The sequence below is a fragment of the Chryseobacterium sp. 2VB genome (genome assembly GCF_005503635.1).
GTDB classification, from domain to species: domain Bacteria; phylum Bacteroidota; class Bacteroidia; order Flavobacteriales; family Weeksellaceae; genus Chryseobacterium; species Chryseobacterium cupriresistens.
The window spans coordinates 39,100-65,245 of sequence record NZ_SCNC01000027.1; the positions used below are offsets into that span (position 1 = coordinate 39,100).

19 protein-coding genes are annotated in these 26,146 nt (G+C 33.3%); 16 read left to right on the forward strand and 3 right to left on the reverse strand.

The genetic code is table 11. The annotated features are described in order from the left end of the window. The first annotated feature begins 112 nt into the window (after nucleotides 1–112). The 13 genes from FFS26_RS19205 to FFS26_RS19265 all read left to right on the forward strand — a co-directional run bounded on the left by FFS26_RS19205 (nucleotide 113) and on the right by FFS26_RS19265 (nucleotide 20,145). On the forward strand, nucleotides 113–1,021 hold the full coding sequence (locus FFS26_RS19205) for an alpha/beta fold hydrolase (RefSeq protein WP_137905836.1): 909 nt from the start codon (nucleotides 113–115) through the stop codon (nucleotides 1,019–1,021). Nucleotides 1,022–1,084: 63 nt separating this feature from the next. Further along, nucleotides 1,085–1,528, forward strand: a complete 444-nt coding sequence (locus FFS26_RS19210) for a Rid family detoxifying hydrolase (protein WP_171006352.1) — start codon at nucleotides 1,085–1,087, stop codon at nucleotides 1,526–1,528. Nucleotides 1,529–2,249: 721 nt separating this feature from the next. Next, a complete protein-coding gene (locus FFS26_RS19215; protein ID WP_137905837.1) occupies nucleotides 2,250–3,800 on the forward strand; it encodes a T9SS type A sorting domain-containing protein in 1,551 nt (516 codons plus the stop codon). Between the two features lie 10 nt (nucleotides 3,801–3,810). Further along, complete coding sequence (locus FFS26_RS19220; RefSeq protein ID WP_137905838.1) at nucleotides 3,811–7,314, forward strand: hypothetical protein; 3,504 nt, start codon at nucleotides 3,811–3,813, stop codon at nucleotides 7,312–7,314. Nucleotides 7,315–7,322: 8 nt separating this feature from the next. After that, complete coding sequence (locus FFS26_RS19225) at nucleotides 7,323–10,862, forward strand: DUF6443 domain-containing protein (protein ID WP_137905839.1); 3,540 nt, start codon at nucleotides 7,323–7,325, stop codon at nucleotides 10,860–10,862. After that, entirely contained in the window at nucleotides 10,862–11,449 is a 588-nt protein-coding gene (locus tag FFS26_RS19230) for a hypothetical protein (protein ID WP_137905840.1), read from the forward strand. The genes FFS26_RS19225 and FFS26_RS19230 overlap by 1 nt, the downstream gene beginning before the upstream one ends. Before the next feature lie 582 nt (nucleotides 11,450–12,031). Then, the gene (locus tag FFS26_RS19235; protein ID WP_137905841.1) at nucleotides 12,032–13,267 is read left to right on the forward strand and encodes a helix-turn-helix domain-containing protein; all 1,236 of its coding nucleotides are present in this window, start codon (nucleotides 12,032–12,034) and stop codon (nucleotides 13,265–13,267) included. 44 nt (nucleotides 13,268–13,311) lie between these two features. Beyond that, entirely contained in the window at nucleotides 13,312–14,163 is an 852-nt protein-coding gene (locus FFS26_RS19240; protein WP_110010344.1) for an RteC domain-containing protein, read from the forward strand. A gap of 107 nt (nucleotides 14,164–14,270) precedes the next feature. Next, a complete protein-coding gene (locus FFS26_RS19245; RefSeq protein WP_137905842.1) occupies nucleotides 14,271–14,567 on the forward strand; it encodes a helix-turn-helix domain-containing protein in 297 nt (98 codons plus the stop codon). 242 nt (nucleotides 14,568–14,809) lie between these two features. Further along, entirely contained in the window at nucleotides 14,810–14,989 is a 180-nt protein-coding gene (locus tag FFS26_RS19250; RefSeq protein WP_137905843.1) for a hypothetical protein, read from the forward strand. A 358-nt stretch (nucleotides 14,990–15,347) separates the two neighbouring features. Next, nucleotides 15,348–16,838, forward strand: coding sequence for a tetratricopeptide repeat protein (locus FFS26_RS19255; protein ID WP_137905844.1), 1,491 nt, complete (start codon nucleotides 15,348–15,350; stop codon nucleotides 16,836–16,838). A gap of 412 nt (nucleotides 16,839–17,250) precedes the next feature. After that, entirely contained in the window at nucleotides 17,251–18,732 is a 1,482-nt protein-coding gene (locus FFS26_RS19260) for a tetratricopeptide repeat protein (protein WP_137905845.1), read from the forward strand. Nucleotides 18,733–19,425: 693 nt separating this feature from the next. Further along, a complete protein-coding gene (locus FFS26_RS19265; RefSeq protein ID WP_137905846.1) occupies nucleotides 19,426–20,145 on the forward strand; it encodes a hypothetical protein in 720 nt (239 codons plus the stop codon). Nucleotides 20,146–20,959: 814 nt separating this feature from the next. Here the strand turns inward: FFS26_RS19265 and FFS26_RS19270 are convergent. Further along, nucleotides 20,960–21,676, reverse strand: coding sequence for a hypothetical protein (locus FFS26_RS19270; RefSeq protein WP_137905847.1), 717 nt, complete (start codon nucleotides 21,674–21,676; stop codon nucleotides 20,960–20,962). A 635-nt stretch (nucleotides 21,677–22,311) separates the two neighbouring features. Here FFS26_RS19270 and FFS26_RS19275 point away from each other — a divergent pair. Both FFS26_RS19275 and FFS26_RS19280 read left to right on the forward strand, forming a co-directional pair. After that, nucleotides 22,312–22,761, forward strand: coding sequence for a hypothetical protein (locus FFS26_RS19275; RefSeq protein ID WP_137905848.1), 450 nt, complete (start codon nucleotides 22,312–22,314; stop codon nucleotides 22,759–22,761). Beyond that, nucleotides 22,752–23,588 carry a hypothetical protein gene (locus FFS26_RS19280; RefSeq protein ID WP_137905849.1) on the forward strand — a complete coding sequence of 279 codons (837 nt, stop codon included), beginning with the start codon at nucleotides 22,752–22,754 and terminating at the stop codon, nucleotides 23,586–23,588. The genes FFS26_RS19275 and FFS26_RS19280 overlap by 10 nt, the downstream gene beginning before the upstream one ends. 198 nt (nucleotides 23,589–23,786) lie before the next feature. Here FFS26_RS19280 and FFS26_RS19285 read toward each other — a convergent pair whose 3' ends face one another. Together FFS26_RS19285 and FFS26_RS22995 are read right to left on the reverse strand one after the other, a co-directional pair. Next, nucleotides 23,787–24,419 (reverse strand): alpha/beta hydrolase fold domain-containing protein, encoded by a 633-nt coding sequence (locus FFS26_RS19285; RefSeq protein ID WP_137905850.1) that lies wholly within the window; start codon nucleotides 24,417–24,419, stop codon nucleotides 23,787–23,789. Further along, nucleotides 24,310–24,591 carry a steryl acetyl hydrolase gene (locus tag FFS26_RS22995; protein ID WP_171006354.1) on the reverse strand — a complete coding sequence of 94 codons (282 nt, stop codon included), beginning with the start codon at nucleotides 24,589–24,591 and terminating at the stop codon, nucleotides 24,310–24,312. The genes FFS26_RS19285 and FFS26_RS22995 overlap by 110 nt, the downstream gene beginning before the upstream one ends. Before the next feature lie 598 nt (nucleotides 24,592–25,189). On the opposite strand from FFS26_RS22995, the gene FFS26_RS19295 reads away from it, so the two are divergent. Further along, nucleotides 25,190–25,909, forward strand: a complete 720-nt coding sequence (locus tag FFS26_RS19295; RefSeq protein WP_137905851.1) for a hypothetical protein — start codon at nucleotides 25,190–25,192, stop codon at nucleotides 25,907–25,909. The last annotated feature ends 237 nt before the right edge of the window (nucleotides 25,910–26,146 follow it).

Here is a 26,146-nt window from a genome sequence, read left to right on the forward strand (position 1 = left end):
CAAGAGAGGCAAAAAGTACAATTCAAAGCGAAAGCCGTCCATTGGAAGGCCTGAGGAATAAGAGCAACTTTGTATTGTCAAAATAACAACAATAATAAATATTTAAAGAAACATGAAAAATTTAATTTTAGCAGTCGTATTATTTACAACATTAATTTCAAACACAGTTTTATCACAAACAAAAAGAACACCAGCATCCTTTGGAAGAGAAGAATATATTGAAGTAGAGAAAAATGTGAAACTTCATGTAACGGACCTTGGTGAGGGAGAGCCAATTGTTTTAATTCACGGATGGCCATTGAGTGATGCCATGTATGAATATCAGTATGCCGATTTTATCCAAAAAGGATATCGTGTGATTGGTATCACTTTAAGAGGGTTCGGACTGTCTGACAAACCGGGAGGCAAATATAATTATGATGTATTTGCAGATGATATCAAGGTTGTTTTGGACAAATTGGAGGTTAAAAATGCTACAATCGGCGGATTTTCAATGGGGGGTGCTACAGTGATCCACTATGTAGCCAAATACAATGCTGCCCACGTTTCAAAAATGGCTTTATTTGGGGCAGCAGCACCGATCTGGACAAAAAGGGCAGACTTTAATTATGGCCTGTGGACTAAAGAAGATGTTAATGGACTGATTAATCTTAACAATACCAACCGTCCGGAACTATTCGCCACATTCGGTAAGATATTTCCAGCTAATGAGACCAGCGTTTCCCAAGGTCATGGTGCTTGGTTGGGAGGCATTCAGGCTCAGGCATCACCTTATGCAATGGCTGAGGGATTAAAAACTCTGAGGGATAGCGATTTGCGTAATGATTTGAAGAAAATAACAATTCCTACTTTGATCTTACACGGTAAGTTGGATAAAATCTGTTCTTATGATCTTGCGGAACAAATGAATATTTTGCTTAAAAACTCAACGTTAGTTCCTTTTGAAAAAAGCGGTCATGCCTTGTTCATTGAAGAGTTGGATAAATTTAATACCGAATTATTAAAATTTATCAAAAAATAGGATAAGTACAGGATGAGGTTAGTCTAAAAAGCTAACCTCTTTTTTAATATCAAATGAACCAAAATGCACAGATTTATATTGCTTTTCTTAGCCCTGACATTGTTGTCATGCAGTACAAAAAAACAGATTGTAGCAGTAAAACATACGGATTTACCAAAAGCCATAGGTCCCTACAGCCATTCAACCGGCTATGAAGATTTAGTGTTTGTATCGGGCCAGATAGGAATAGATCCAAAAACAAACCGCTTAAAAGAAGGTTTTGAAGAACAAATAGTACAGATTTTTGAAAACTTAAAAACTATTCTCAGGGACAATCATTCCGATTTTGATCATATCACAAAGACAACCGTTTTTATTACAGATATCAAACAATTTGATGTTTTTAATAAAATATATGGTTCTTATTTTCGTGATCGTTTTCCTGCAAGAAGTACAATTGAAGTTTCCTCTTTGCCCCGAAATGCGAGTATTGAGATTGAATGTATAGCCGTTAAGAAAGGTTATTAGCACAAATTTCCATTACATAAAATAGTTTAGAGGATAGCATCTATTGTTTTTTATTCTTAAAACATAAAAAATTAATATCTTGAAGAGAGTAAACACGCACTTATTTCAAGGGCAAGTTAAGCCTCACCAGTTAACAATGAGTACAGAACATTACCCTCTTAATGCTGTTATATGACAGTATTAAGAGGTAGTTTGGATTTAAATTTTTTCCTGCTGTTTCGTAGGGTATACTTTGGTGGATCTCCGGGAGTATTATTGTATCTGTTAACTACATCTTAGATTTTGCTTGCTCCAATAAACTTAATAAGTTCTGGAGGTCAGTCTCACTCAAAGTTCCCATCCTTTTACTGTTATATTTTTCAATTTTTAAGAAGCTTGTCCATCTTGATTTTTTAACTTCGAAGTAACTTCCCAGGCTGAATCCGCCTCTCGATGAATAGGTAACTTTCGTATACGTTGTTGGTGTTGTTTTAAATCATTGTCAAGTAAGTTTTTAATGGAAATAATAAGCCCATCAACTTCGTCTTTATCAATTGAATTGATATAAGTGTCTGGTTACTGTTAGGAAAACAGGAGATACCATTTGGGCGAAACTTTAAAAAGCTTAATTTTGCAAGCATTAAAAACTTAGCCATGAACAATAATTCCACTATACAGTTTGTGTATTTCTATTATACACGATTATAATTCACAATTCATTAACGTTAATTACAATATAAGCATGAAAAAACTCTACACGGGTGCATTATTCTTATGTACTTTGGGGATATTTGCCCAGGAAGTACTCTGGCAGAAAGATATAAAGTCCAGTTCGCAGGATTTTTTAAGCCAGGTTATTACTACAATTGATGTGCAATACCTTATCACGGGAAGCAGTATCCAAACGGATAAACTCCAACAAAACAGCAAACAAAACAATGGTTATGACTTTCATCTGATAAAATTGAATCAGCAGGGAGAACAGGTTTTCGAGAAATATTTATCAGGAAACAATCACGACTATTTATCTTCCACTATCACTACCCAGGATGGTGGTTTTCTGATTTCTGGGACGTCATATTCAGAAAAAGGACTTGATAAAAAAGAAGACTCTAAGGGAGGTTCAGACATTTGGCTCATTCGGATCAATGAATTTGGAGACGAATTATGGCAGAAAACATTAGGTACCTCTTCGAATGAGGAAGCGAGAGCAGTTATCCAGACTATAGATCAGGGATTCTTTGTTGCGGGGAATGTGCAAAATTCCTCTATAGGTTATGGTTCTAAGGACGTCTGGATTATAAGACTCGACAAAGATGGAAAAATATTATCTGAACAAACATTGGGAGGACGCGGATTTGATGAAGTTGAAAAGATGATCCCAACGAAAGACGGCGGAGCATTGCTGGGAATTTATTCCAGAAGTGGAACTGTAACTGGAGATAGGGCGGGCAAGCAGACAGAAAACTTTGGTGAAGGCGATTATTGGATTGTCAAGTTTGATAAAAATGGTAAGGTTGAATGGGAAAAGAATTTTGGAGGGAAAGATGATGACCATATCAGAACAATCGCATTAACTTCAAATGGTTTTATTGTTGGTGGAGAATCCAGATCAGAGAGATCCGGTAATAAAACCGCCGGATTAGAGGAAGGAACAGACCTTTGGCTGATTTCTTTAAATGAAAGAGGAGATGAGCAATGGCAGAAATCTTACAATTTGAAGAATCGTGATATCCTTATGGCAATGAGTGTGATTCATTCAGCAGATGACAAATCTTCCAAAGGAATTTTATTGGGAGGTTATACCCAGGCAGAAGGGAGAGTGGAAACCGATGACGAAACGTTCTGGATGCTCTATCTTGACCAAGACGGAAATGAGCAGTGGAGAAAACACGTCAAAGGAGAATCCAGAAAAAAGGAAGAAAGGCTTTCTGATTTAAAGCTGAACAGAGACGGTTCTATTATTCTGGCTGGAACCAGTGCAGAGGAGCTAGGTAAAGAAAATTGGAAGATTGTGAAACTGGGAGATAAACAGGTTGATCAATTAATCGAGAAATACGATATCAAGATCTATCCAAATCCTGTTTCTGATTATGCTTATGTAGAAATTGGATTTGATTTTAAGGACGCAGAGATTCTTTTGTATGACATGAGCGGAAGACAGCTTCAGAGTATTAAAACCAAGAACAGAGTGACTAAGATGAATACCCAGGCATTGGTGCAGGGAGCTTATCTGGTGACGATAAAAACGGATACCAATAAAACGGCGAATGCTAAATTGATTAAAAAATAAAATATAAATAATGAAAAAGGTATTTGTCATAATATTGTGGCTTTTAAATTTAGCTGACTTAAATGCACAAAATCAAAATAATGTTAACCTTCCCACTTCACCTGAAGTTGCAATGTTCAAAAGGTATGGAGATATTCCAGTCGGTACATATACGGGAGTAGCACAAACGAATGTTCCTATCTATACAATTCGTGAAGGAGGATTTGAACTGCCTATTAATTTGAACTATAATGCTTCGGGTATTAAGCTGGATGATCAGGCTACATGGGTGGGATTAGGCTGGAATTTGATGCCTGAGGGCGTAATATATCAAGATGTCAAAGGAAAGGCGGATCAGAATGATGTAAGTTATGCTACTCCAAACGAATATATTCCATTTTATAACAGACTCGAATTATATCCGGGAGGAACTGGAAGATTTAAAGTGGTAAAACAAAAAGGATTTGTTGATTATGATTGGTGTACTATCGGTAACCAGCAAAACCCCGGATGTTTCCCTCCATCATCTCCAAGCGGATCTGATGGAAGCACAGTTGTAAATGATATAGTGTATAGAAAAAATGCTGAAGTTGACATTTTCAGATTTAATTTCTTTGGGCATACCGGAAGCTTTTTCATTAATCTACAAACCCGCGAGATTATTCAGTTGGAGAAAAGTGAAAATATAAAATTTGAAGTCTTTAATGATCAGATCATAGCTACTGATGATAATGGGATAAAATATTATTTTGGGTACAAAGAAATATTTTCCAGCTACAATGGAACATCTTTATCAGAAGAATTTTCCAGTAGAAGCTATAAAATTAGTACAATAGTATTTCCAAATACGAAGCAGATCGCTTTTGAGTATCAGGATGCAAATTATAATTTTTATTCTTTTTCCCAACAGAGAAATATCAGAACTTCTGCTTATAGCTTAGGGCCCACTGATATGTGTTATGGAAAAATAAATTATCAGTTTGAGCCAGCACAAGCCACATTAAATAATAGTAATGTGAAAATTTTGCAAAAAATTAAAACCGATGATCTGGAAATCATTTTTAATCTTGGTGACAGACAGGATATTAATCTCTACAGTTGGAACAACCTTAAAAGACTTGAATCTATTGACTTTATAAATAGAAGAAATAACAAAAAAATTAAATCTTTAGATTTTATTTACACCTATTTCCCTTATCAGGAGGATTTTCCATCTGCTATTACTGAATTGCAAAACTTTACTCAGATGAAAGATGCATTTGGTAAAAGATTAAAGTTGGATAAAGTTTCTTTTTTTACTTATGATAATATGGGTAACAAGATCAATAACAATGAAGAATTTAAATTTGACTATGACCTTTCCGTTACCTTACCTTCAAAAGTTTCTTTTGCTAAAGACTTCTGGGGATATTATAACGGACACTATAATAATAATTTATTACCTGATTTAAGCTTTTACCTCACTCCTGCTATGGGTGTACCTGTATCTTACGAAGGAAATAATAGATATTCTAATAAAGACTTTGTAAGTTCTTATATGCTTAAAAGAATTGAATATCCTACTAAAGGATATACTGATTATGAATACGAGCTTAATTCCTTTAAGAATCAGTTTATTCCCAGCCATGACCAGATATTCAACCTATCCGAAACAATTCATCTAAATAATAATGGTATCGGAGGATATAGCCCTTTAAACAATATATATGATTTTCCATATGACAAAGGAGTTTCTTTGAACTTTCATGCTGAATTTTCAGGAGGATTTGATGGTGGTCCTACTGGACCACAGTCTAAAAGATATAACTATTATCAGATGACTAATGCTAATGCCAGTATTAAACTGTTAAAAATTAAAAAGAATGCAGGTGGCGGGGAAACTGTATTGGAAGTTATTAAAGAATGGAAGTTTGGGGAACTTACTAATAATGCTGATTTCAGTCAGAATTATAATTTTCAGATGGATGGGGTATTCAACTTTATCAATTATAATGATCCTACAATTCAAAATAGAGTGGTTTTAAATATTGATAACAATATGTATCAAGCTGCAGATATTTACCATTCCGCGGGAATAAGGGTCTCTTTTACCATCGTTAAAAAACCAGATATAGACAGTAATTTTACTTCTTATGGTCACGGACCGAGAATAAAATCCTTAAAAAATTATTCCAGTCAAGGAACTTTAGCAGAATGGAAACAATATGAATATGAAAGTGGTGTTCTTCAAAATACAATAAGTCCTTTAAGGCAAAAAGATTATTATTGTTTTAGCTGCGGACAGGCAACTAACTGTTCTGACTCCTATTCTTATAATAGTTTTTGGTCAATTACGGATCAGATATCTTCTGGTGAGTATGATGCTGTGGGATATGCTAAAGTTACGGAAAGTACAGTGAATGTTAATAATCCTTTACAAATAAAAGGAAAAACAGAATATCATTATTGGAATACAGAAAATACTGTAGCAGATTATTTTCCTGTAATTAAAAATCAGCATAATGGACTTTTACAACAAAAAGTGACCAGAAATGAAGATAATAATGTTATTGAATCTGTGACATATAAATATAAAAATTTATTACCATTTAATCAATTTTATAGTGTTAGGGCTGAAAAGAAGTTTTTATTGAGTGGAAAAGATCCTATGATAGCCTCAACGGGAGAGTATGATGGTATTGCTAAATATCATTTTTATACTACTCCTATGATGGCAGAATCTCATAAAATTGATTCTATAATGACCCAACGATATTTTGGCAATAAAATTATCGAAAGCAAAGAACATTTCACTTATAATACCCTTGGATCAGTTGAGAAACATGAAGCAATAAATCCTGACCAGACTATAATTACAAGTTATAAATATTCTGAAGGAGGTAATAATCCTTATTTATTTAGTAAAGGAATTACTGGAATTCCACTGGAAACTGAAGTAAAAAAGAATAGTAATATTATTTCCAAAATAAAAACTCAATATCCATTATCCCAAGCTGATGCAGACTTAAAAACGTCAAGCCTTCCAATACCTTATGAAGTGCTTAACAAAAATTTGTACTCTGACGATATGGAAAAAATGGTTGTCTATAATCAATACGATTCCAAAGGAAATTTACAACAATATACTGCAAAAAATGGTGTTTCAACAGTGATCGTTTGGGGTTACAACCAAACCCAGCCCATTGCCAAAATAGAAGGAGCCAAATTAGCTGATATTCAGCAGTCCTTAATTGATTCTATTGTGACAGCTTCCAATACAGATGCATCAGCAGCTCCCAACAATGATGAAACTGCCTTCTTATCAGCATTGAATACCTTCAGAGCTAATACTGGATTGTCCGGTTATCAGATTACCACCTACACCTATGATCCATTAGTTGGAGTAAGAAGTATCACGCCACCATCAGGAATTAGTGAGTTTTATATCTATGATCCATCAAACCGATTAAAAGAAATCCGTCAGCAGGAAAAAGACAGCAGTGGAAATATGATTTATAAGACGCTGAAAGAATTCAAATACAATTATAAAAATTAAACACCATCATGAAAAAACTTATAATTCCTGTAGGGATTCTTATAATTGGAACTACCCAGGCACAGCTTACCAATACCGAAAATTATGTTTATTCAAAAACGTATTTATCAGATCCTACGCTCCCCAATGTTAAAAGTTCAGAAACCGTTCAGTATTTTGACGGGTTGGGAAGACCCAAACAAATTGTTAATGTAAAAGCCTCTCCATTAGGAAAAGATTTAGTTATACCCATTAAATATGATCGGTTTGGAAGGCAGGTTGAGGACTACCTTCCTATTCCACAGGGAGGAACTCTCAATGGTGGTATTATTACCGATCCATTAGCCAATGTGAGCAGTACCCCTTATGGTTCAGAGAAAATCTATTCAGAGAAGATTATTGAAAACTCGCCCTTAGACCGTGTTTTAGCACAAAAACAAGTGGGAACTGCCTGGGATAGCAGACCTGTACAATTTGGATATGATGCCAATGCTGATGGCGAGGTTAAAAGATATACTGCCACTTTTGATTATAACAATTTTACTTCTCAACTAATTTTATCAGGTTCCTACGGAACAGGGCAGCTGTATAAAAATACGGTAACCGATGAAGACGGAAACACAACTATAGAATTTAAAAACGGACAGGGGCAGGTTATATTGGTCAGAAAAGTAATCAGTGCTACAGAAAGCGCCAATACCTATTATGTTTTCAATGATTATAACCAATTGGCGTTTGTGATCCCTCCCAAAGCCTCTGTAGAAGCAGATCCTAATACCGTACTGAATGATTTATGCTATCAGTATAAATATGATGGAAGAAACCGTCTTGTAGAAAAGAAGCTTCCTGGTAAGGGCTGGGAATATTTGATCTATAACAATGCCGATCAGCTGGTAATGAGTCAGGATGCTCTATTAAGAACAAAAGGACAATGGTTTGTTACCAAATATGATCAGTTTGGAAGAGTAGTGATTACAGCTATTACCAATAATAATAGTACGAGACAGTCTTTGCAAACTACTATTACAGGAGCTGCTTATACGTTTGAGATAAGAAGCGCTGGTTCTTTTACAGTAAGCGGAATGCCTATTTATTATACCAATAGGGCTCTCCCGGGAAGTCTGGCACAGGTCTTAAGTGTTAATTATTATGATACTTATCCTGCAGGCTCCTCTGCGATCACCAATGTGTTTGCCCAGCCTCTTCTTACCGATAATCCGGCTAATGAACAAACGACCAAAGGACTTCTTACTGCTTCCTATATCAAAAATATAGAAGATGATAAATGGACCAGAAATTTTATATGGTATGATACCAAAGGAAGGAACATTGGTTCAAGAAGTAACAATCATTTAGGAGGATATACCGTGGTCAACAATAAACTTGATTTTGCAGGTGTTATCCTTCAGACCAATAATTATCATAAAAGACTTGCTGCAGATCCTGAAAAGGCTATCGTAGAAAAATTCACCTATGATCCTCAGAACAGGCTTCTGACCCACACCCATCAGGTGGGCAGCAACCCTGTTGAATACCTCGCTCAGAATAAGTACAATGAAATCTCCCAGCTGGAATCTAAGAAAGTAGGAGGAACGGTTGCTGCATCCCCATTACAGACCATAGATTACCAATACAATATCCGGGGCTGGATGACAAAGATCAACGATCCTGCCAACTTAGGGAGCGATCTTTTTGGTTATAAGATCAATTATAATCAGATAGAAGGATTGGAAATGCCTAACTCGGATTTTTCTGATTTAAAGGTAAAACCAAAATATAACGGAAATATCGCTGAAGTATCATGGAAAACCTTAACAGAAGATAATGAGCCGTTGAAAAGATATGGGTATGTTTATGATAGTTTAAACAGGTTGTCTGCGGGGTTCTATCAGAAAACAGGAGCAGAAGTTGCTAAAGAATATTTTGAAAAGCCGGAATATGATCTTAACGGGAATATTACACGGCTTAAAAGATCCGAAGGTATTCTTCCGGGAAGTACTGTGGCAGTGAGTATCGATAATCTTAAATATGATTACTCCGGAAACAGGCTGATAAAAGTAATCGATGAACAGCAGAATCCTTCAGGTTACCCTTATCTTGCTGTTCCTAATTCTATTGAATATGATAATGGAAATCTCTATGGGAATGGAAACATGACTAAACATTTGGATAAAGGGATTTCCTCTATTGAATATAATTATTTAAATTTACCAGATAAGATTACCCAAAACTCAAAATTGACAAGCTATCTTTACAGAGCAGATGGGGTAAAAGTAAAGAAGCTTTTTGGAGATCTGGAGACCCATTATCTGGATGGCTTCCAGTATAAATCTACATTTTTAAGAGAATCATGGGATGGTGAAGGAACTTTCATTCCTGATCCCAATGAGATTCCAGAATTGAAATTGAGGATAATTCCTACTTCTGAAGGATATTATGATGCGCTTCTCAACAAGTATGTCTATAATTTTACAGATCATCTGGGAAATGTAAGATTAAGTTATACCGATACAAATGGAGATGGTACTATCCAGCCAAGGAGATATAATACATCAACATGTTCCCCAATATTTGGTTGCCTGGGAGAATGGAAGCCGGGAGAAATTGTAGAAGTAAATGATTTTTATCCTTTTGGATTACTGCATAATTATACAGCTACAACGCAGAATGCTTATCAGTATAAATACAACGGCAAGGAGCTTCAAGAAACTGGAATGTATGATTATGGAGCTAGATTCTATATGCCTGATTTGGGTAGATGGGGAGTAGTCGATCCATTGGCTACTGAAATGAGGAGTTATAGTCCTTATAACTATACTTTTAATAATCCAATAAGATTTATTGATCCTGATGGGAGAGCTCCTGTCGGAGGTCCGGGAGATGGAACTGATGGAAAAACTTATAATATAGAGGAAATTGTAATAACGGTTAGACGGAAAACCAATAATTTTCTAATAAGAACTTGGAATGCAATCCAAAATGCTCTTGCTCATCAATATAGTTCTAAGACCAATGCCGATAAATATGGAGGATTAAACTCTTATCGCCAATGGCAGGCTAGCCCATTTTATAATGAAGGAGAAACAAAAACAGATAGGATTTTTCGATTAATTGGGAATAGTAAAAGAGAAGAAATGCTAGATTTCGGTGGTGGTGGATACAATATGTGGGGGGGCTATGGGCGAGCAACAAAAGCAGTTAATGCAATTGAAGAAGCAAGCAATTTAATACCTGCAAAAAGTACAGCGCCACAAGTTGGTGAAAGCTTAGGATTAACAGTAAAAGAAGGTAATATTTCGATAGGAGGTAATGCGAATGGACGTTTTGATTTTGTTGTTACTAAATCAGGAGATTTAAAAGTTGGATCTGGTCATTATTATTTGTCAGGGGAAGCTAGTAATGTACAAGCCGCGGGGCAGATAAGATTGCACAATGGTCAAATAGTAGAAATAAATAATGTTTCTGGACATTACGCTCCTTCTGCTCGGGAAGCACAAAGTTTCCCCTCAATAATATCTAAAGCAGGAGTAAACACAAGTAACGCTAAGTTAACAATATTTAAAGAATAATGAGTAAAATTAATATCACATTGCCTATAAAAGAATTATCAGATTCTTTGTTTAATGATAGAAAAACAGAACAGTTAAAATATTACCCAATAGACAGATTTTATATAGTTGATAATAATTATTTAGGAAGAATATTATCAGCGAATCATTTAGAATTTCTTTTTTACAATTTAGAAAAAATGAACCCGACCTATAGTGTTCAGTTATTTGTATGTTTACCAGAGCTATGGGAAAAGCTAACTTTTAATGATGTAATCACTTTGATTGAAAATTTTACCAGTCCTTTTTCTTTGTATTCTTTGGTAGAGTTTACATATAAATATTTAGAGATCGATATAATGGATGATATATTTTATAATGAAAAAGTAGATCTTAAATTTAAAAAAGACTGTCTTAGCTATTTTATGAAGACCATTGCAAACCTATATATGAATGAATTTGACTATATGGAATTAGAAGATAACTTATATGGAGTAAATATTGAAGAAATAAAAAAGATACGGCAGAAATTTAAGAATGACAGTAATTTCAAAAATGTTATGCCCAAAGAAGACGTTTATAACAAATTATCAGCAATTCAAATATGATAAGCATTAATCTATTAATCTTAATGGAAGTATTTAATACACTATCCCCAATGAATTGCATTTTTACTTTGTAGAGCAAGTATATAAGATGATTATAAATAGTAAATGATTTTACATTGATATATTTTAATAATCAGGAACGGGTTCTCAAAGTGGTATCATTGTTTATTTATTATTTAATAAGTTAACAATGACTAGTCCTGAAAAAGATGGACTAGTTTAATATTTCAAATATACTTAAATCAGAGTAGGAATTTTCCTATTCTGATTTTGTTTTTTGTATGTTTTTAATTTCACTTTGTAGTGTCACTCAGTGCCAAATATTGATAATCAGCGGCCATTGAAGTAAAAAACTTTTTTCTCTTTGTATCTTAAATCTTTACTCAATATTTAAGTCATGGATAACAATATAAACGAAGAACTGAAAACAGCAGAAAAAACTAGCGATACCTTAAGGGCAGTATATATTATTTCACGTTACGTAAATATCAGAAAGCCTTAGATGAATATCTAAAGGCCTGGAAATATCTAAAAAATTCTGATAATTCTTATCTCTACTACAAAAATCTCTATCATATAGGAGTGGTTAAAAGCTACCTGGGATATTATGAGGAAGCTCTTAGTATCTTTTTACAATGCAGCAAATACTATAATAAACCCCATACTTCGGAAACACTTCCCAACCTTCGATATAACAGAAAGAAAGGCTATCTGAACAGCCTTAACCAAATGGGTATCTGTCTTGTCCTGCTTGGCAGGTATCAGGAAGCCTCAGTGCTTATAGAACAGGGTCTGGAGCAATCATCAAATGATAAAGATTTTGATCTGGAAAGGAGTTACTTTTATAAACTTAAAGCAGTGCTGGGCTATCTTAATAATAAGGATAAAGAGGCACTGTCGGATTTTGATACTGCTATAGGAGCTATTGAAAAGATAAATGACTTTACGAATGTCTCATTGATTTACTTTTTGAAAGGTAAAATTCTGCTAAGAAATAAAAAAGACGATGAAGGTATAGGTTTTCTTAAAAAAGTGGATTCTGTATTTCAGCAAAATAATTTTGTTTTACCAGCGACCAGAGAAACATATGAGCTGCTTATTGATTATTATAGAAATAAGAAAGATCATAAACAAGAACTTTACTATACTAGACAATTATTGAAATTCGATAAAATATTATCTGCAGATTTTAAGTATCTCTCAACCAGGATTCATAAAGAATATGATACACAAGATCTGATGGAGTCAAAGAAAAAATTGGAAAATACCTCGTACTACGTTTATACCATAGCACTGCTTTCGTTCATCAGTGTTTTAGTGTTTTCTGTAGCAGGTTATTACAGAACAAGGAAAAAAAATAAAAAGGAAAAGGAGTATGTTCAACCAGATCAGGATGATCCTAAGCAGAGCAGTAGTGTCAAGACTTCCAGGCTGCCTGAACATTTGGTGGAAGACATTCTAAGTAAGCTGCGGCAAATGGAAGAGAAAAATTTTTATCTTGAAAAGGGACTGACACAAAACCAGCTGGCCAAGAAACTGAAGACCAATACAGCATATTTATCTGCCATTATCAATGAGCATAAAGGCTGCAATTTTAATGCTTACATTAACCGGTTAAGAATTATATATGCAAAAGAAAGGCTTATTCACGATTCTCTATGGCGAAAATATGCGGTTGATGACCTCTCTAAAGAATGCGGTTTTTCCAACAGATCAAACTTTTCTAAATTGTTTCATGAAATGACTTCAATGAGTCCTGCTGAGTTTATCCAGAATATTGAGAATGAAAAAAATAATGATGGTACTGTTCTGGATTGATGAAAAGATGATTTGATTAATTTTTGTACTTTTTAAATAAAAATATGGAAATACAGCTGTTTTTTAAAAAGTGCAAAGAATTACAAACAGAACTGGACAAAAAATTAGAGATGATTGATTCTGCTCATTGTGAAGATAGGATAGGAGCCTGCGAAAAATCTTTAATGGAAATTGACACAGCCATAAGACTCATCAAATCAATGGTAGCCAAACTTGAATTTTCATCCGTAGCGGATGAAATTTATTTTTTTAAAGAACTCAAGCCGCTTTTTATTTCGCGTTTTATTTATTATTCGAATTTATTAGCTATTGAGGCAGCTAAACCGAATGCAGGACAAGTAAGTCTTAAAGAATATTATAATTGTGAATTGCAATTGATTAAAGATTTTTATCAGCAGCATATTGACTTTTATGAATATTACAGAAGGAAAGCAACATTTCTGGACCAGAAATATTTTGTCAGGAATCAATTTGATCTCAAAACAAAGCTTCAATCTGGGCTGTATAATTATGATGAAAAGTTTGCCACGTCGCATGATCACCTGATTGCTCAGATTATAGCCAATGATCTTTTAGAGAAATATCTTTTAAAATCGATCAGCCAGACAGAAGGATACATTTTTGAGAAAGTCACTGACAGGTCGCCCCTGAACTGGTCCGCTTCAAAGTCAGGATTGGTTGAACTTCTCTACGCACTTCATCAAACCTGCTGTTTCAATGGCGGAAATATTGAATTCAGTGAGGTAATACGCTTTACCGAAAAATCTCTGAATGTTAATTTAGGGAACTTTTATAAGACACTCCATGAAATTAAAAGCAGGAAAATTAACAGAACTAAGTTTCTTCGGCTTTTAAACGATAATCTTAATCAGTTTTTTACAGATTGTGATCAATGAATTGAGCTTATGTTTTTTTGCGAACAATCTTTCGGCAGTTATGAGAGCCTACCGAAAGAATTTTTCAATAAAATGTAAACTTTGCTTTACTCTTAAAAACAAATATCATGAACATTGACAGAACAGAATTTATAGCATGGATGGAGCGTATTATGACCCGATTTGATATTCTTGGCGAAAAATTAAGTCGAAAGCAAAATGATTTGAATAGTATTGACGGAGAGCAGTTACTGGACAACCAGGATGTTTTGCAATTACTTAAGATCAGTTCAAGGACACTGCAGAGGTATCGTTCTGATAAAAAACTGCCTTATTACACAATTAGTGGAAAGTTATATTACAAGTTATCAGATGTTCATCAGTTAATAAGGGAGAGTTTTAGCAAGTTTTCCCGAAATCTTTAAGCAGACGCGCTGGTGAAATCTTCGATAATAGAAATGAATTGGTCGGAGGGGATTCATCAGTAATTATTCCGTATATAGTAACGATATAAACTTAAGCAGGTTCACAGGAACAGTTATCGAGCCATTGGTTTGGAGATCTTAAACTTCTAAATATGTACAAATTATATTTTATACTAATAAGATTTTTATTTATAAGTGCTCGTGATTCCTTTTTTATTATATTTATATCAATTAATAAAACCATGGAATCTGCTAAAAAAGTAATACCAAATGAAAGCCCTTTTTCATTAGAACTTGATGTTAATATATTAACTAATGACGAGAATTCAGGTGATGAAAACAACAAAATTATGGGCTTTTTATTCGTTGATAATAATCTTTTTAGAAAAGAATTTTTGATATTTACATATACATTCATATAATGTAGGCGGTGTTGACATCATTCTTTTGAAATTTTTAGAAAATTGTTATCTATTGAAACTGTAAAGGTAATTTATTGAAGATAGAGACGGAATATTTAATTTGAAAAAACTCACGAAAATTAGCTTATAACAAGTTTAGATCGCATAATATTTCTTATAATTAATTCAATATTATGTGATTTACAACCCTTTTTAATGTAAATTCCTATTATTACAGTATGTTAATAAGTATTGTCCTATTTTTATTTCCTGATTTACGACTTTTATTATGCTTTAAATAAAAGAGTTTGGTAAAATTACATCCGAAATAATATCTTTGTAATAACAGGAAATGTGACTATCTATACCTTATTTCCATATGTTTTGGCAAGTAGATTATTCTCGTAGAAGGGGAAGTTTTAATGATGATATATTTAAGAGTACAATTATGATTATAAACTACAATAAGGGATATATAATTGCCCTTTTACTTTTAATTTTCACAATAAAATTGAATGCACAGATGTATTCAGAACTAGATATAGATAGTTTGCAAACGAAAGAGATCAAAAGGCTGATGGAAAATGGTGATTATAACGGAGTAATTGTTCTGGAAAAGAAATTGCTGAAGCGGTCTCAGGAACTACATTACACTAAAGGTGAGATCCGCGGATATATCAATTTAGCCAATTATTTATGTGGTCTAAACAGGAATAAAGAAAGTTTTTACTTTCTTTCGGTTTCAGAGAAAATGTTAAAAGAATTTAATGATCCGATTCTGATAACAAGGCTGAATATAATTTATGGTAAGAACTATCACGGTTTGGGCTTATATAAGGAATCACTTTTAAGTTTTAATAAGGCTATTCGTCTTGCCTATAGAATTTCTGATAAAGAAGAAAGAAACAGGAGACTCAATTATATTTATAATCAGAAAATGATTGCTTTTACGGAAAAAGGTATCATGGATTCTGTGTATGCCATGGAACGCAAGTTACCTGTGAATTCTGCATTATACGTCTCTCTGGCCGAAAGAAATCTCAAAGGCAAAAAGCTAGATTCAGCAGAGTACTATCTTAATAAAGCTGATTCTTTTTTCAATCAGGTACCTGCCGAAAGCAAATCTAGGATATTGTTGTCTTATGGAGAGCTTTGCTTTGCGAAGAAAGAATATGAGAAAGCTTTGAAATACTACTTCCAGTCTTTAGAACTAGTTAGGAAGATTGGATTGAAAAAGTCTGAGAGAGCCACTTATCAACACATTTATGAAACCTATAAGAAACAGAATAATATTGAAGGAGCAAATAAATACTTGGAAAAATATATTGTATTGAATGATAGTCTTCATAGCGTGGAGAGAAATATCTTAGAAATTCCGATAAAGAAAATTATCAATGAAAATATTGAAAATGAAAAACAAGAAAAATATATTTTTTACTATATATTCGTTGGTGTCGTTTTACTAGGCATCATATTATTTGCATTTCTACGTAAAAGCAGCGAAAGCAGAGAGAAGCAAAAAGATATCCTGATTAAGGAAAAAGAAAGGGAGACGGAAATTCTTAAGAAGAAATTGTCTTCATCCATTGATGAATTGATACAGCTGGCTATCCATAATGATCCTGCATTCCTGGGGAAATTTGAAGAATCTTACCCTCAATTTTATAATAGCTTGTTACTGCAATGTCCTAATATTACTCCTAAAGAATTCAAACTTTGTGCACTGATAAGGCTTAACTTTTCTAATAAAGAAATAGCCCAGTACAGCCATATATCTATCCGTACCGTTGAATCACAGAAATACAGACTTAGAAAAAAACTTGGGTTTGCGGCTGATACTGATTTTAATAAATGGATCTTAATGCTGTAACAAAGAAAATTATTATAATTCTGAAGGTACTGCATTTATACTGCAATTGAATGTAACTTTTTAAAAATCAGTGTTTTGTGTTTTTGAGTGCGAATGCAGTATGACCCTTTTTTTAAGTTTGTTGTAAATTTGCATCAATAATAATCGTATTGGGAATTATTGTTAAAATAGGGCAATGATGCGTAATTTGTTTTCCAAATTAAAACAATTTCAATTTGATTTAATTCATCATACATTGAGGCTGGTTAATTGATTCAACAAGCTAAAATTGTTATGCGGTTTTTGTTTTTTACGTAGACGCTCAGATAGGCATTGGTTGATAAGAATAAATATCGGAGCAAAGTCCCATTGCTTTTCCTGTAATAAATATGAATATGTTTTGTTAAAAAATATAACAGAGAAAAATTCATCTATGATTAAAAAAAATTTATTGACACTCTTCTTCTTTCCTCTTTTTTTTGCTGCCCAGCTTCCCACTCAAAAAGAAGTAGACAGCCTTATACTGGCTGCCTATAATGAACAATTCAATCTTAATGTTGTAAAACTTATATCAAACTCAAAAACAGCACTTTCTAAAAGTGAGCAAATTGGATATTCAAAAGGAAAGGCTGTTTCCTGTGTATTTATTGCGAGTGGATTGTATGAATTAGGGGATTATCAAAAAGCCCTCAGATATCTTTCTATTGCAGAAAAGGAAAAATTTGCACAATCTGATTTTGTAGAGCTTTCAGAAATATGCAGGATCAAAGGTAGGATATATAATGATATGCAGTTTAAGAATAGAGCAATTCAAATATTCAAGGAGGGAATTGGCTACATTGATAAAATAAAACATGAGGATAAGCGAAATCAGGCTTTGTCTCTGGCTTTTCAAAATTTAGCTGACTCTTATGAGGAAGCTAAAAAGTTTGATTCAATGTATGTGTACTTAAAGAAAGAGCAAAATGTTTTAAATAAGTCCAATGAAAAAAGTGTTTTTGCCAATGCAATTAATTTTTATTCCTCACTGGGACATTATTATATATATAAAAGCAAGCTTGACTCTGCAGCATATTCTTTTGCTAAAGCGGACCATCTGATGAAGAAATACAATTTTCCTTATACAGCTGCCAGCGAAAAGGGAAGAGGACTTATGGAGATGAGCAGGAATAATCCGGAAGCTGCATTAAGACATTATTTTTTAGCCTTAGACAATGTAAAGAAAAATAAATTTAAGTCGGAGGAAGTTGAGCTTTATTCTCTGATAGCATCTGCCTATTCAAAGAGCGGGAATAATTCAGCATCAAAAGAATATAATCAGAAGGTCTTACTCTTAGAAAATAGGTTAAACTTAGAAAATAAGCGATTAATAGAATATATTTCCAATCAAATTCTCAAAGATCAGATTAAGAAAGCTTCTGAGAAGAATTATACAGTTGTAATTGTGGTTTCCGCATTTTTCTTGGTTATATTGTTGGGGATCGCTGTAGTGTATCTTCGTATGTACAAAAGAAATAAAAAAGTAATTTCAGAAAAAGCTCAGAGGCTGTTGCAAAAAGAAAATGCTTTGTTGATGAAAGAAAAGGAAGCAGAAATTCTTCAGCAAAAACTGGATAGATCTTTTTTTGAAGTTGTTCAGCTGGCTAAAGAAAATTCACCGGAATTTTTTACGCGTTTTAATGAAGTATATCCTGAGTTCAGAAATAAATTATTGGAAATATCCCCACGCTCGAAAACAAGTGAACTTACTTTTTGTGCTTATTTGTTTCTTAATTTTTCTACTAAGGATATTGCAGAATTTACTTTTACATCTCCCCGAACTGTTCAGACCCGCAAATATAATATTCGTAAAAAATTTAATGTTCCTACTGATGAAGATCTGTATATATGGATTCAAAATATTGCCAGAAAGTAACATATAGATACGCCCTGTGTCCCTTATTATTTTTATCGGTGTTAATTTACGTACTTTATACGTATCATATTTTGAGGTAATCTCTTGGTTTTTTTGTTCCTTTATGAAATAATCAAAAAACAGATCAGATATAAAGGATCAGTTGACTTTAATAAACTTTCTTCAGTTTGCAGTATACTCCGAGATTGGACTTTATTATAATTGTTGAAAGTAGTTGTTAATTTTGAGAGCGGTGCATTTTAATGATTTTGCCGGATCTGTGTAAAGTTTGTATCCGGGATTGTAGATTATTTATCCACTCTATCAATATAAACTGAAATTTTACGAAAATTGTTTCTAAGATCATCATGATGATAGAAATTTAAATAGTTGCTAATAGGAGAAAATCAGTAGAGTTACTGGTTTTCTTTTTTTTATTGATTAATAATTTCCTTAAACTAATAGAATGTCATGTATACATTTTAAAATATATCAGGAATGTATTTTTGTTTTTCTAAAAAAAAATATTGATTGATGAGTAAATTTTCAATAAAGTTATGCACCTTATTTACACTGCAATCTCAATGGTGTTATTGTATTGAAGCATACGTACTTTATACGTATTGTGTTTTTACGTAATTCCCCAGTTTATTTGTTTCTTTGTGAGAGATTTTAAAAACAAAAAAAATGAAAAAACTTGTATTACTTTTAAATGTGTTTCTCGCTTCAGTGATATACGCGCAGGTAGGAATTAATACGGCATCTCCTACACAAACTCTTGATGTGAATGGTAATGTCCGCTTTAGAACAGTACCTCAATACAGCACCTTATTACCGACAGATCTTGTTATGGTCTTAGATGCCGATGGTGTTGGGAAAAGACTGCCGGTAACAGCTTTACATCCTCCTGGAAAATATACTTTGGACGATGTCTATTCTATAGTAGCTGCAAACCCTGTTGATAGAGATATAACAGGATCTTGGCCTTTTGGAAGCCAAGTGAATAATCTTAATATAGGGATGACGATAAGTGTAGTAATTCCCGCTAATAAAGATGTGCAGGTGGTTGTTAATTATTCTGTTCCTTTGGGGATGGGTGGAAATTTCGATTGTGCTAATGCAGCCTTACTTTATTATGGAGTCCGTTTTCTTAAAAATGGTATTGAAATGCCTGCTGGATCGAGAAAGTTTTCATTTCCAGCAGGGTCAAACGGAGCAAAAATGTCTACCATAAGTGCTTCATATATTGAACGTATTGAAAACAATTCAAGCAGCGATATGACAGTTGTTTATTCGTTAAATGGGTATTTAGAACTGAGTGGTACTACAGGTTCACCCTGTATTGTTCGGTATAATATGCAAAGTGCGAGTGGTGAAAACTATAACTGGGGAAAAGCTACCATGAGTGCTCAGCTTTATAAAAAGGATTTGTAATTTTTTTATTTATTAACATCTTGTCAGGTATTCTATTTCAGTCATGTAAATGTCTATACATATCTAAACATAGATATTTGAATTTCTTGAAAACAAACGTTTCTAAAAACTATATAAATAATGAGAAAGAGTAGTCATCGATAAGTTTTCTTATTGGCAAAAAGCTGGAAGTCCTCTCCTCAATGTTTCTTCACTTATGCCAATCTATACAGCTTTTTCATCATTTTCCTGATCACTTTTTTATAGTAGTTCCATCATAGAATTATCCCTCTACAACAATAACAAACTTTAAAAAATTAAATGAAAAATCTCCTGCTTTTTAAACGAAGCAGGAGATTAAAAATACAATTGTTATGATGGATCAATTATTTTTAATGACTTCTAGTTACTTCATGGAAATGCAAAAGAAAACCACACTTCATTTACACTACATTATTTAAAATTCGTTTTTAAAAGGAATAAATTCCTTTCTCTTGTGCTTAAAACCGGTTTTGATATTGTTTTTTGGTAATAAACATGTGGTTTCATTTGTAGCATGTTGCATCCATCAGCTCAAAAAGTTTAAATAATTTCTATTTTATATTTTTCGTAATAACTGAATTGACCTATCCCTTTTATTAATAATAGCTTCGATAGGCTCAGCCTGACGAGGCTTAACAATTTCGGTTGGTATTCGGGGTGTCACCCTGAGCCTGTCGAAGGCTGTCAATAAAAAAACTTTATCAATCATTAATCTTGAGTATTAATTAAAGGGATAAGTCAGTAACTGAATTTATCAAGAAACAACTTTTAAATAGATGGACAATCAAAAAAATTATTGTTCATAAACATAAATAATAGCTTTCCCATCAGTAATAAAGTTGCTGGAGTCACTGTATGTTCTGTTAAAATGTATAAATTTTGAAGCTGCTGCAGCTCCTGCTGTGTTACTTCTAAATGCTTCCAATGTTAAATTATAGGTGTTGGGGGTTACGTTTTTTAAAAAAAATTTATAAGATGTAAGATTATTCATAGGATTGAACCCACTAGAAAGTATATAAAAATAGGGAGATAAAGAGCTAACAATACCATTATTTCCGGATAAATTATATCGATACGACATTCCTTCTCCACTGGATAAAGAAAGAACAGAGACCGAAGATTGGAATTCTATCAGTAATAAGTTATTAGAACTGCCCACGTTTATGTTATTAAAACTTCCTAGTGTTAAAGAGTTACCATTAGTATTAGTAAATACATCATTTAAGTTAAACTGATAAACTCCTTTTAACTTATAGGCGCCTACATCTAATACAGGTATGCTGACTGAAGTCCATTGCGGAGCAATTCCAGGCCCTTTAGATATTAAAAATTGCCCATCTGTGCCTGGTGACCCGGGTGTAGAAGCATTTCCTCCTACATTCAGCTCATTCACGATCTGCAACGATCCGTTGACGTGAAGCATTTTTTGAGGAGTTGTTGTATTGATTCCTACCTGGGCAGTACATAATCCATAACTAAGGATTGCTGTGAATAATAAATTTTTTTTCATTTTAAGTAAATATTAAATTAATAAAAAAGGTTTTTTTTTAAGGAAACAATACTAATTTTGTAGTGAAATTTAAGTTTAATAATAATATGCAAACTTCAATATGGATTGTTTTTATTTTGTATTGTAAAGTTATAGTAATTCCTTGTAGATGCTAAATAAAATGCACTGCATTTATACTGCATTGCCTGAAATTCCTCTTAAAGTAAAGATATTACACTATTTAGAGGTATATTAGCTGAAAAGATTACGTTTAAAACATAATATCAGTTTATTTTTAAAATTTAAGTGTTTTTGTGGTAAATTTTATCTATTTCTAATGTTCATATTATAATCATACGTTAATTCTTTACTAAAAGTTGTTTTTCTTCTGGGTTTTCTTTTTTTTTTGGATAATGGTGAAAATGACTTTATATATATAATCAATGTTTATATTAAAAAATTTCTGTAACACCATTCTATTTTTTGCAGAATTGAGTTTTATATGTTACATTTTATTATAATAAATGGTCTGTTGTATTCCCATTGTACATTCTATAATATGATTATTTATAATGATACGTACTTTATACGTATAGCGCTTTTTTCTCCACTTCTCAATTTATGCGTTGCTTTGGAGAAAATTTTAAAACAAAAAGATGAAAAAAAATAAATCGATTGTTATTTATTTTTTAGGAGTGATGAGCTTAAGTATTTCAGGGCAGATGGGAATAGGTAAAAGCTCTCCCAGAGGTGCATTAGATATTAACAATACCGCGACTTATAATATGGGATTGGTGCTTCCTGCCAATACAACCCCCACGAACCTTATTAATCCTCAGGGTGGGAGTATTGCCGAAGGGACGATGATGTATGACTCTACCTGGAAATGCCCCAGATTTTATAACGGAATAGCGTGGTCAGAGTGTTTATGTGATCAATGCAATGGAACAACAATTCCTACGATGCTTGCAGATTGTACAAAAAACGGGTTGGAAGGAACCTATTTAAATGGGGTAGCTATGAGCGGTGCAAAGTTTACGGTAACTCTTACCAATAACTCCTTTGCTACGCAACGTTTACACTTCAAACCAGCGATTTGGTGTTAAGCGGAGCGAGCAGCGGGATAACAGTATCCTCTGTTTCGCCAGCGAGTGTTGCATTGACGGCAGGACAAACTCAGATTATTACCTATAATCTTACAGGGACTCCGGCTGGTACAGGTACCCTTACAGGAACTTGGAGCAAACTTTCTTTAAATTGTTCTAATACTACCTCAATTCTGAGAAATTTTCGTTTTGGTAGCTGGAATACAAGCGATTTATCGACGGCTTTACAATCTCAGCTCACTAATACGGCAAATTATGGTCCTAATGGTACGTTTGTAAGTAATACATTTACCTTTACAGATATCACATCTGCTTTATCTACTCTTAGTGCAGCCCAATTATTTCAGACATATGATCTGACCTTTACAGGATCTGTTGAGATGTCAGCTACTGAGGCCACAAAGATTAAGCAATATATAGAGATGGGGGGAGTTGCCATAATAACGTTAAGGAGTAATGTAGGTACTACTATTTTCAATATGTTGGGAGGAACAGGGAGCATAGGATCCGGTGTTATAAAAACAACTTCTACAAATGATATGGTTAATAACGGTATTTTTGGAGACGCAAGAAATATCACGGTTTCAGGGATCGGGGGATCTTATGGAAGAATAGCTTCTACCCAATTACCTCCGAACAGTATTATTCTTCCGACCATGGGAACAGATCCTGGTGTTTGGATCATGGGTAATAATGGGGGACGGGCTATCTTTTATTGGGATTTTGCCGCTTTTAACGTCAATATTACTGGAAGTGCTGTGGACACTCCACAGGAAAAATTCATTCATAATACTGTAGTAGACCTTTTGCATAAAAGAGGACTTTAATGGGCTGAAGTAAGGCTTCCATGAATTCTATTACCATAAATAAGGGCTGTTTTAATAGTAAAACAGCCCTTATTTGTGGTATATATATAGAAATAATCGATTAACAGTAAGATATGGATGTGCATTTCACCATTTTTTATCAATGAATGGTATAAACAGAAGTAAAAAGAGTGATGGAAATGATACTAAACTCAAATTCTATTCACTATCAGTACTGGTAAAAAAATGCTCAATGTTCATGATTAGATCCTGTGCAGCATGACTTGAAATATTCAATTGTGTAAACACATGTCCTTCTCCGCCATAAATTTTTATTTGAGAATTTGGTTGAATCTGATAGACCATATTATAAAAATTAATAGCATCATCAAACAATATTTCATTGGTACCAACACCTATAAATACCGGTGGAAAAGTTTTAAAAGTCAGTTGGCTTGGATCAGCAGCGGATAGCTGGGTTCCTGTATAGGCATAAGCAAAGCTTTTTACCATTTCTTTATTTAAAATCTGGTCTAAATGTTGGCGGCTGTCATACGAAGGATTATTGCTTTCCAAATTATACCAGGGAGAAATTAATGATATTGCTTTTGGTGTTTTCCAATTTTTCTTATTGATTTCATTTGCGGATGCAATAACCAATCCGCCTCCCGCACTGTCGCCAAAGAGATAAAGATGATGCATTGGAAAATTTTGAATGGCGTATTCATAAACACTTAAAATATCATTCAATCCATTTGGATAAGGTTTTTCTGGTGCTAAAGCATAGGTTAGCAAAATGGGAAACCATTGCTTTGTGTGACTGAAATGAGCCAATAGCATAGCCACCACCATGAATATATATCACTAATTCATCTGATTTAGGGTTTTCGGGTTCAAACCAATGGCATTTAATGTTGTTTATTACTTCCGTAGTTATAGAGACCCTTTCTGCTGAAGGATAAGTATTGTCTATACTATCATACAAATTTCGATTGTCTTCGATTATTTGATTATTAACACTCATACTGGTAATATTATAAATTGTAAAGTTTGAAATTAATTGCTGTATATCTTAAAAATTGTATAAAATAGCTTTTCGAAATACAGACATGACTATTTCAAAAATTGATACTTCTGTATATTCATGGGTTTTATAGAGAATTATTTCAGCATCTTTTAAAATTTATAACAAAAGTAAAAGAAAAGCATTATAATATTTAAAATTGACGTACGTGTAAAATACTTACAGCTGCATTTTATTGATAATGTTCTTGTATTAAGTATACTTTAGCTCTTTTTTGTGGAGAACTATACAGTTAAGGAAAATAATTTGTTCCTATTATTTTCATTAGTTGGTTTTGTTTTGTTAGTTACTCATGAATTTTTATACGTAGATAATACGTATTGTGATTTTTGATGATTTGTTGTTTTTACTTCATTTTTGTGGGCAAATAGATGACTGTTATTACTTGAAATCATTTATTGATAAGTTTACTCACAGTAAGCATGATACTATACCTCCCATCGTTTTTTTTCTACAATTATTAATTTATTTGATGGGGGGTATAGTTTATATTGTATTTAAGAATAAAAAAAAATTTCATAATTAAAACAAACAAAAGATGGAAAAGGAATTTAATCCTGTAATAAAGGCAGTTCAAAGTTTAAGAAAACTGGCTGTAGAAATCAAGTCAACGAATCAGGAGATTCGTACCAATGATAATCAAATAAGGGTGAATATTGGTGAATGTGGAAAGTTAATTGCATCAACGAACAACAGTATGGTTATCAATTTGTGGCTGAGAGAGAAAGCCCTGTTATTGGAAAATTCGGATCATCAGCTTAAAATCCTCGAAAGAATTGAAGAAAAGTTTAAGAACAGAGATGCTGTCAACTTAGTGGAAGGCTGGGAAATGACTGATTATTATAAAGATTTAATTATGACCAGTATGGATCAGCTAAAGGAGGGTGGTGATGTGATTTTCGTAGGTGAAAACCTACAAAAATGGAATCATCACTGGGCAGAAGTTTTTAAAGCCTTAGATAATATATTGTCAATAGCGGAAACTTATAAGTTAAAACTCAGAATAATGGAAACATTAGAACCTGGAGAAGTGGATGCTTTAACGATGGATATTATTCAACATATTCCGTTACATTATTCTGAAGAGGAGGCTGGTGAGTATGAAAAAGAATATTTAGAGGCTTACTATGAATTAAAAGCATCGCAATCTAAGAAAAAGAATCTGTGGGATAAAGTAATGGATATTCTTGCAGGAGGAATCGAAGAGACTCCTGCTCATAGAGTTCAGATGAGGAGGTGGATGAATGGTATTGAGTAGTGAATGAAGCTGAAACCAAAAATGTATAAAACAACAAAAGGATGTAAGACTCAATCGAGATAATAAAATTGTTTTCATATTTACAAAAGAACCTACAGAATTGATTTTTGTAGGTTCACTTTATTTGTGCTATAACAATACATTCGCTACAAAATGAAGTAAGCTTTTATATGATACAGAAAATTGAAAAGGGAGACTAATGCGGTTTCCTTTTTTGCATATCTAAAAGCCCATTAT

Bases quoted from the DNA above. Each gene is read 5' to 3' on its own strand.
- FFS26_RS19260 (WP_137905845.1), top strand. From the start codon at position 17,251: ATGATTAAAAAAAATTTATTGACACTCTTCTTCTTTCCTCTTTTTTTT.
- FFS26_RS19285 (WP_137905850.1), bottom strand. From the start codon at position 24,419: ATGGTGGTGGCTATGCTATTGGCTCATTTCAGTCACACAAAGCAATGG.
- FFS26_RS22995 (WP_171006354.1), bottom strand. From the start codon at position 24,591: ATGAGTGTTAATAATCAAATAATCGAAGACAATCGAAATTTGTATGAT.
- FFS26_RS19295 (WP_137905851.1), top strand. From the start codon at position 25,190: ATGGAAAAGGAATTTAATCCTGTAATAAAGGCAGTTCAAAGTTTAAGA.
- FFS26_RS19270 (WP_137905847.1), bottom strand. From the start codon at position 21,676: ATGAAAAAAAATTTATTATTCACAGCAATCCTTAGTTATGGATTATGT.
- FFS26_RS19240 (WP_110010344.1), top strand. From the start codon at position 13,312: ATGGAAATACAGCTGTTTTTTAAAAAGTGCAAAGAATTACAAACAGAA.
- FFS26_RS19275 (WP_137905848.1), top strand. From the start codon at position 22,312: ATGAAAAAAAATAAATCGATTGTTATTTATTTTTTAGGAGTGATGAGC.
- FFS26_RS19250 (WP_137905843.1), top strand. From the start codon at position 14,810: ATGGAATCTGCTAAAAAAGTAATACCAAATGAAAGCCCTTTTTCATTA.
- FFS26_RS19230 (WP_137905840.1), top strand. From the start codon at position 10,862: ATGAGTAAAATTAATATCACATTGCCTATAAAAGAATTATCAGATTCT.
- FFS26_RS19245 (WP_137905842.1), top strand. From the start codon at position 14,271: ATGAACATTGACAGAACAGAATTTATAGCATGGATGGAGCGTATTATG.
- FFS26_RS19205 (WP_137905836.1), top strand. From the start codon at position 113: ATGAAAAATTTAATTTTAGCAGTCGTATTATTTACAACATTAATTTCA.
- FFS26_RS19210 (WP_171006352.1), top strand. From the start codon at position 1,085: ATGCACAGATTTATATTGCTTTTCTTAGCCCTGACATTGTTGTCATGC.
- FFS26_RS19220 (WP_137905838.1), top strand. From the start codon at position 3,811: ATGAAAAAGGTATTTGTCATAATATTGTGGCTTTTAAATTTAGCTGAC.
- FFS26_RS19255 (WP_137905844.1), top strand. From the start codon at position 15,348: ATGTTTTGGCAAGTAGATTATTCTCGTAGAAGGGGAAGTTTTAATGAT.
- FFS26_RS19215 (WP_137905837.1), top strand. From the start codon at position 2,250: ATGAAAAAACTCTACACGGGTGCATTATTCTTATGTACTTTGGGGATA.
- FFS26_RS19225 (WP_137905839.1), top strand. From the start codon at position 7,323: ATGAAAAAACTTATAATTCCTGTAGGGATTCTTATAATTGGAACTACC.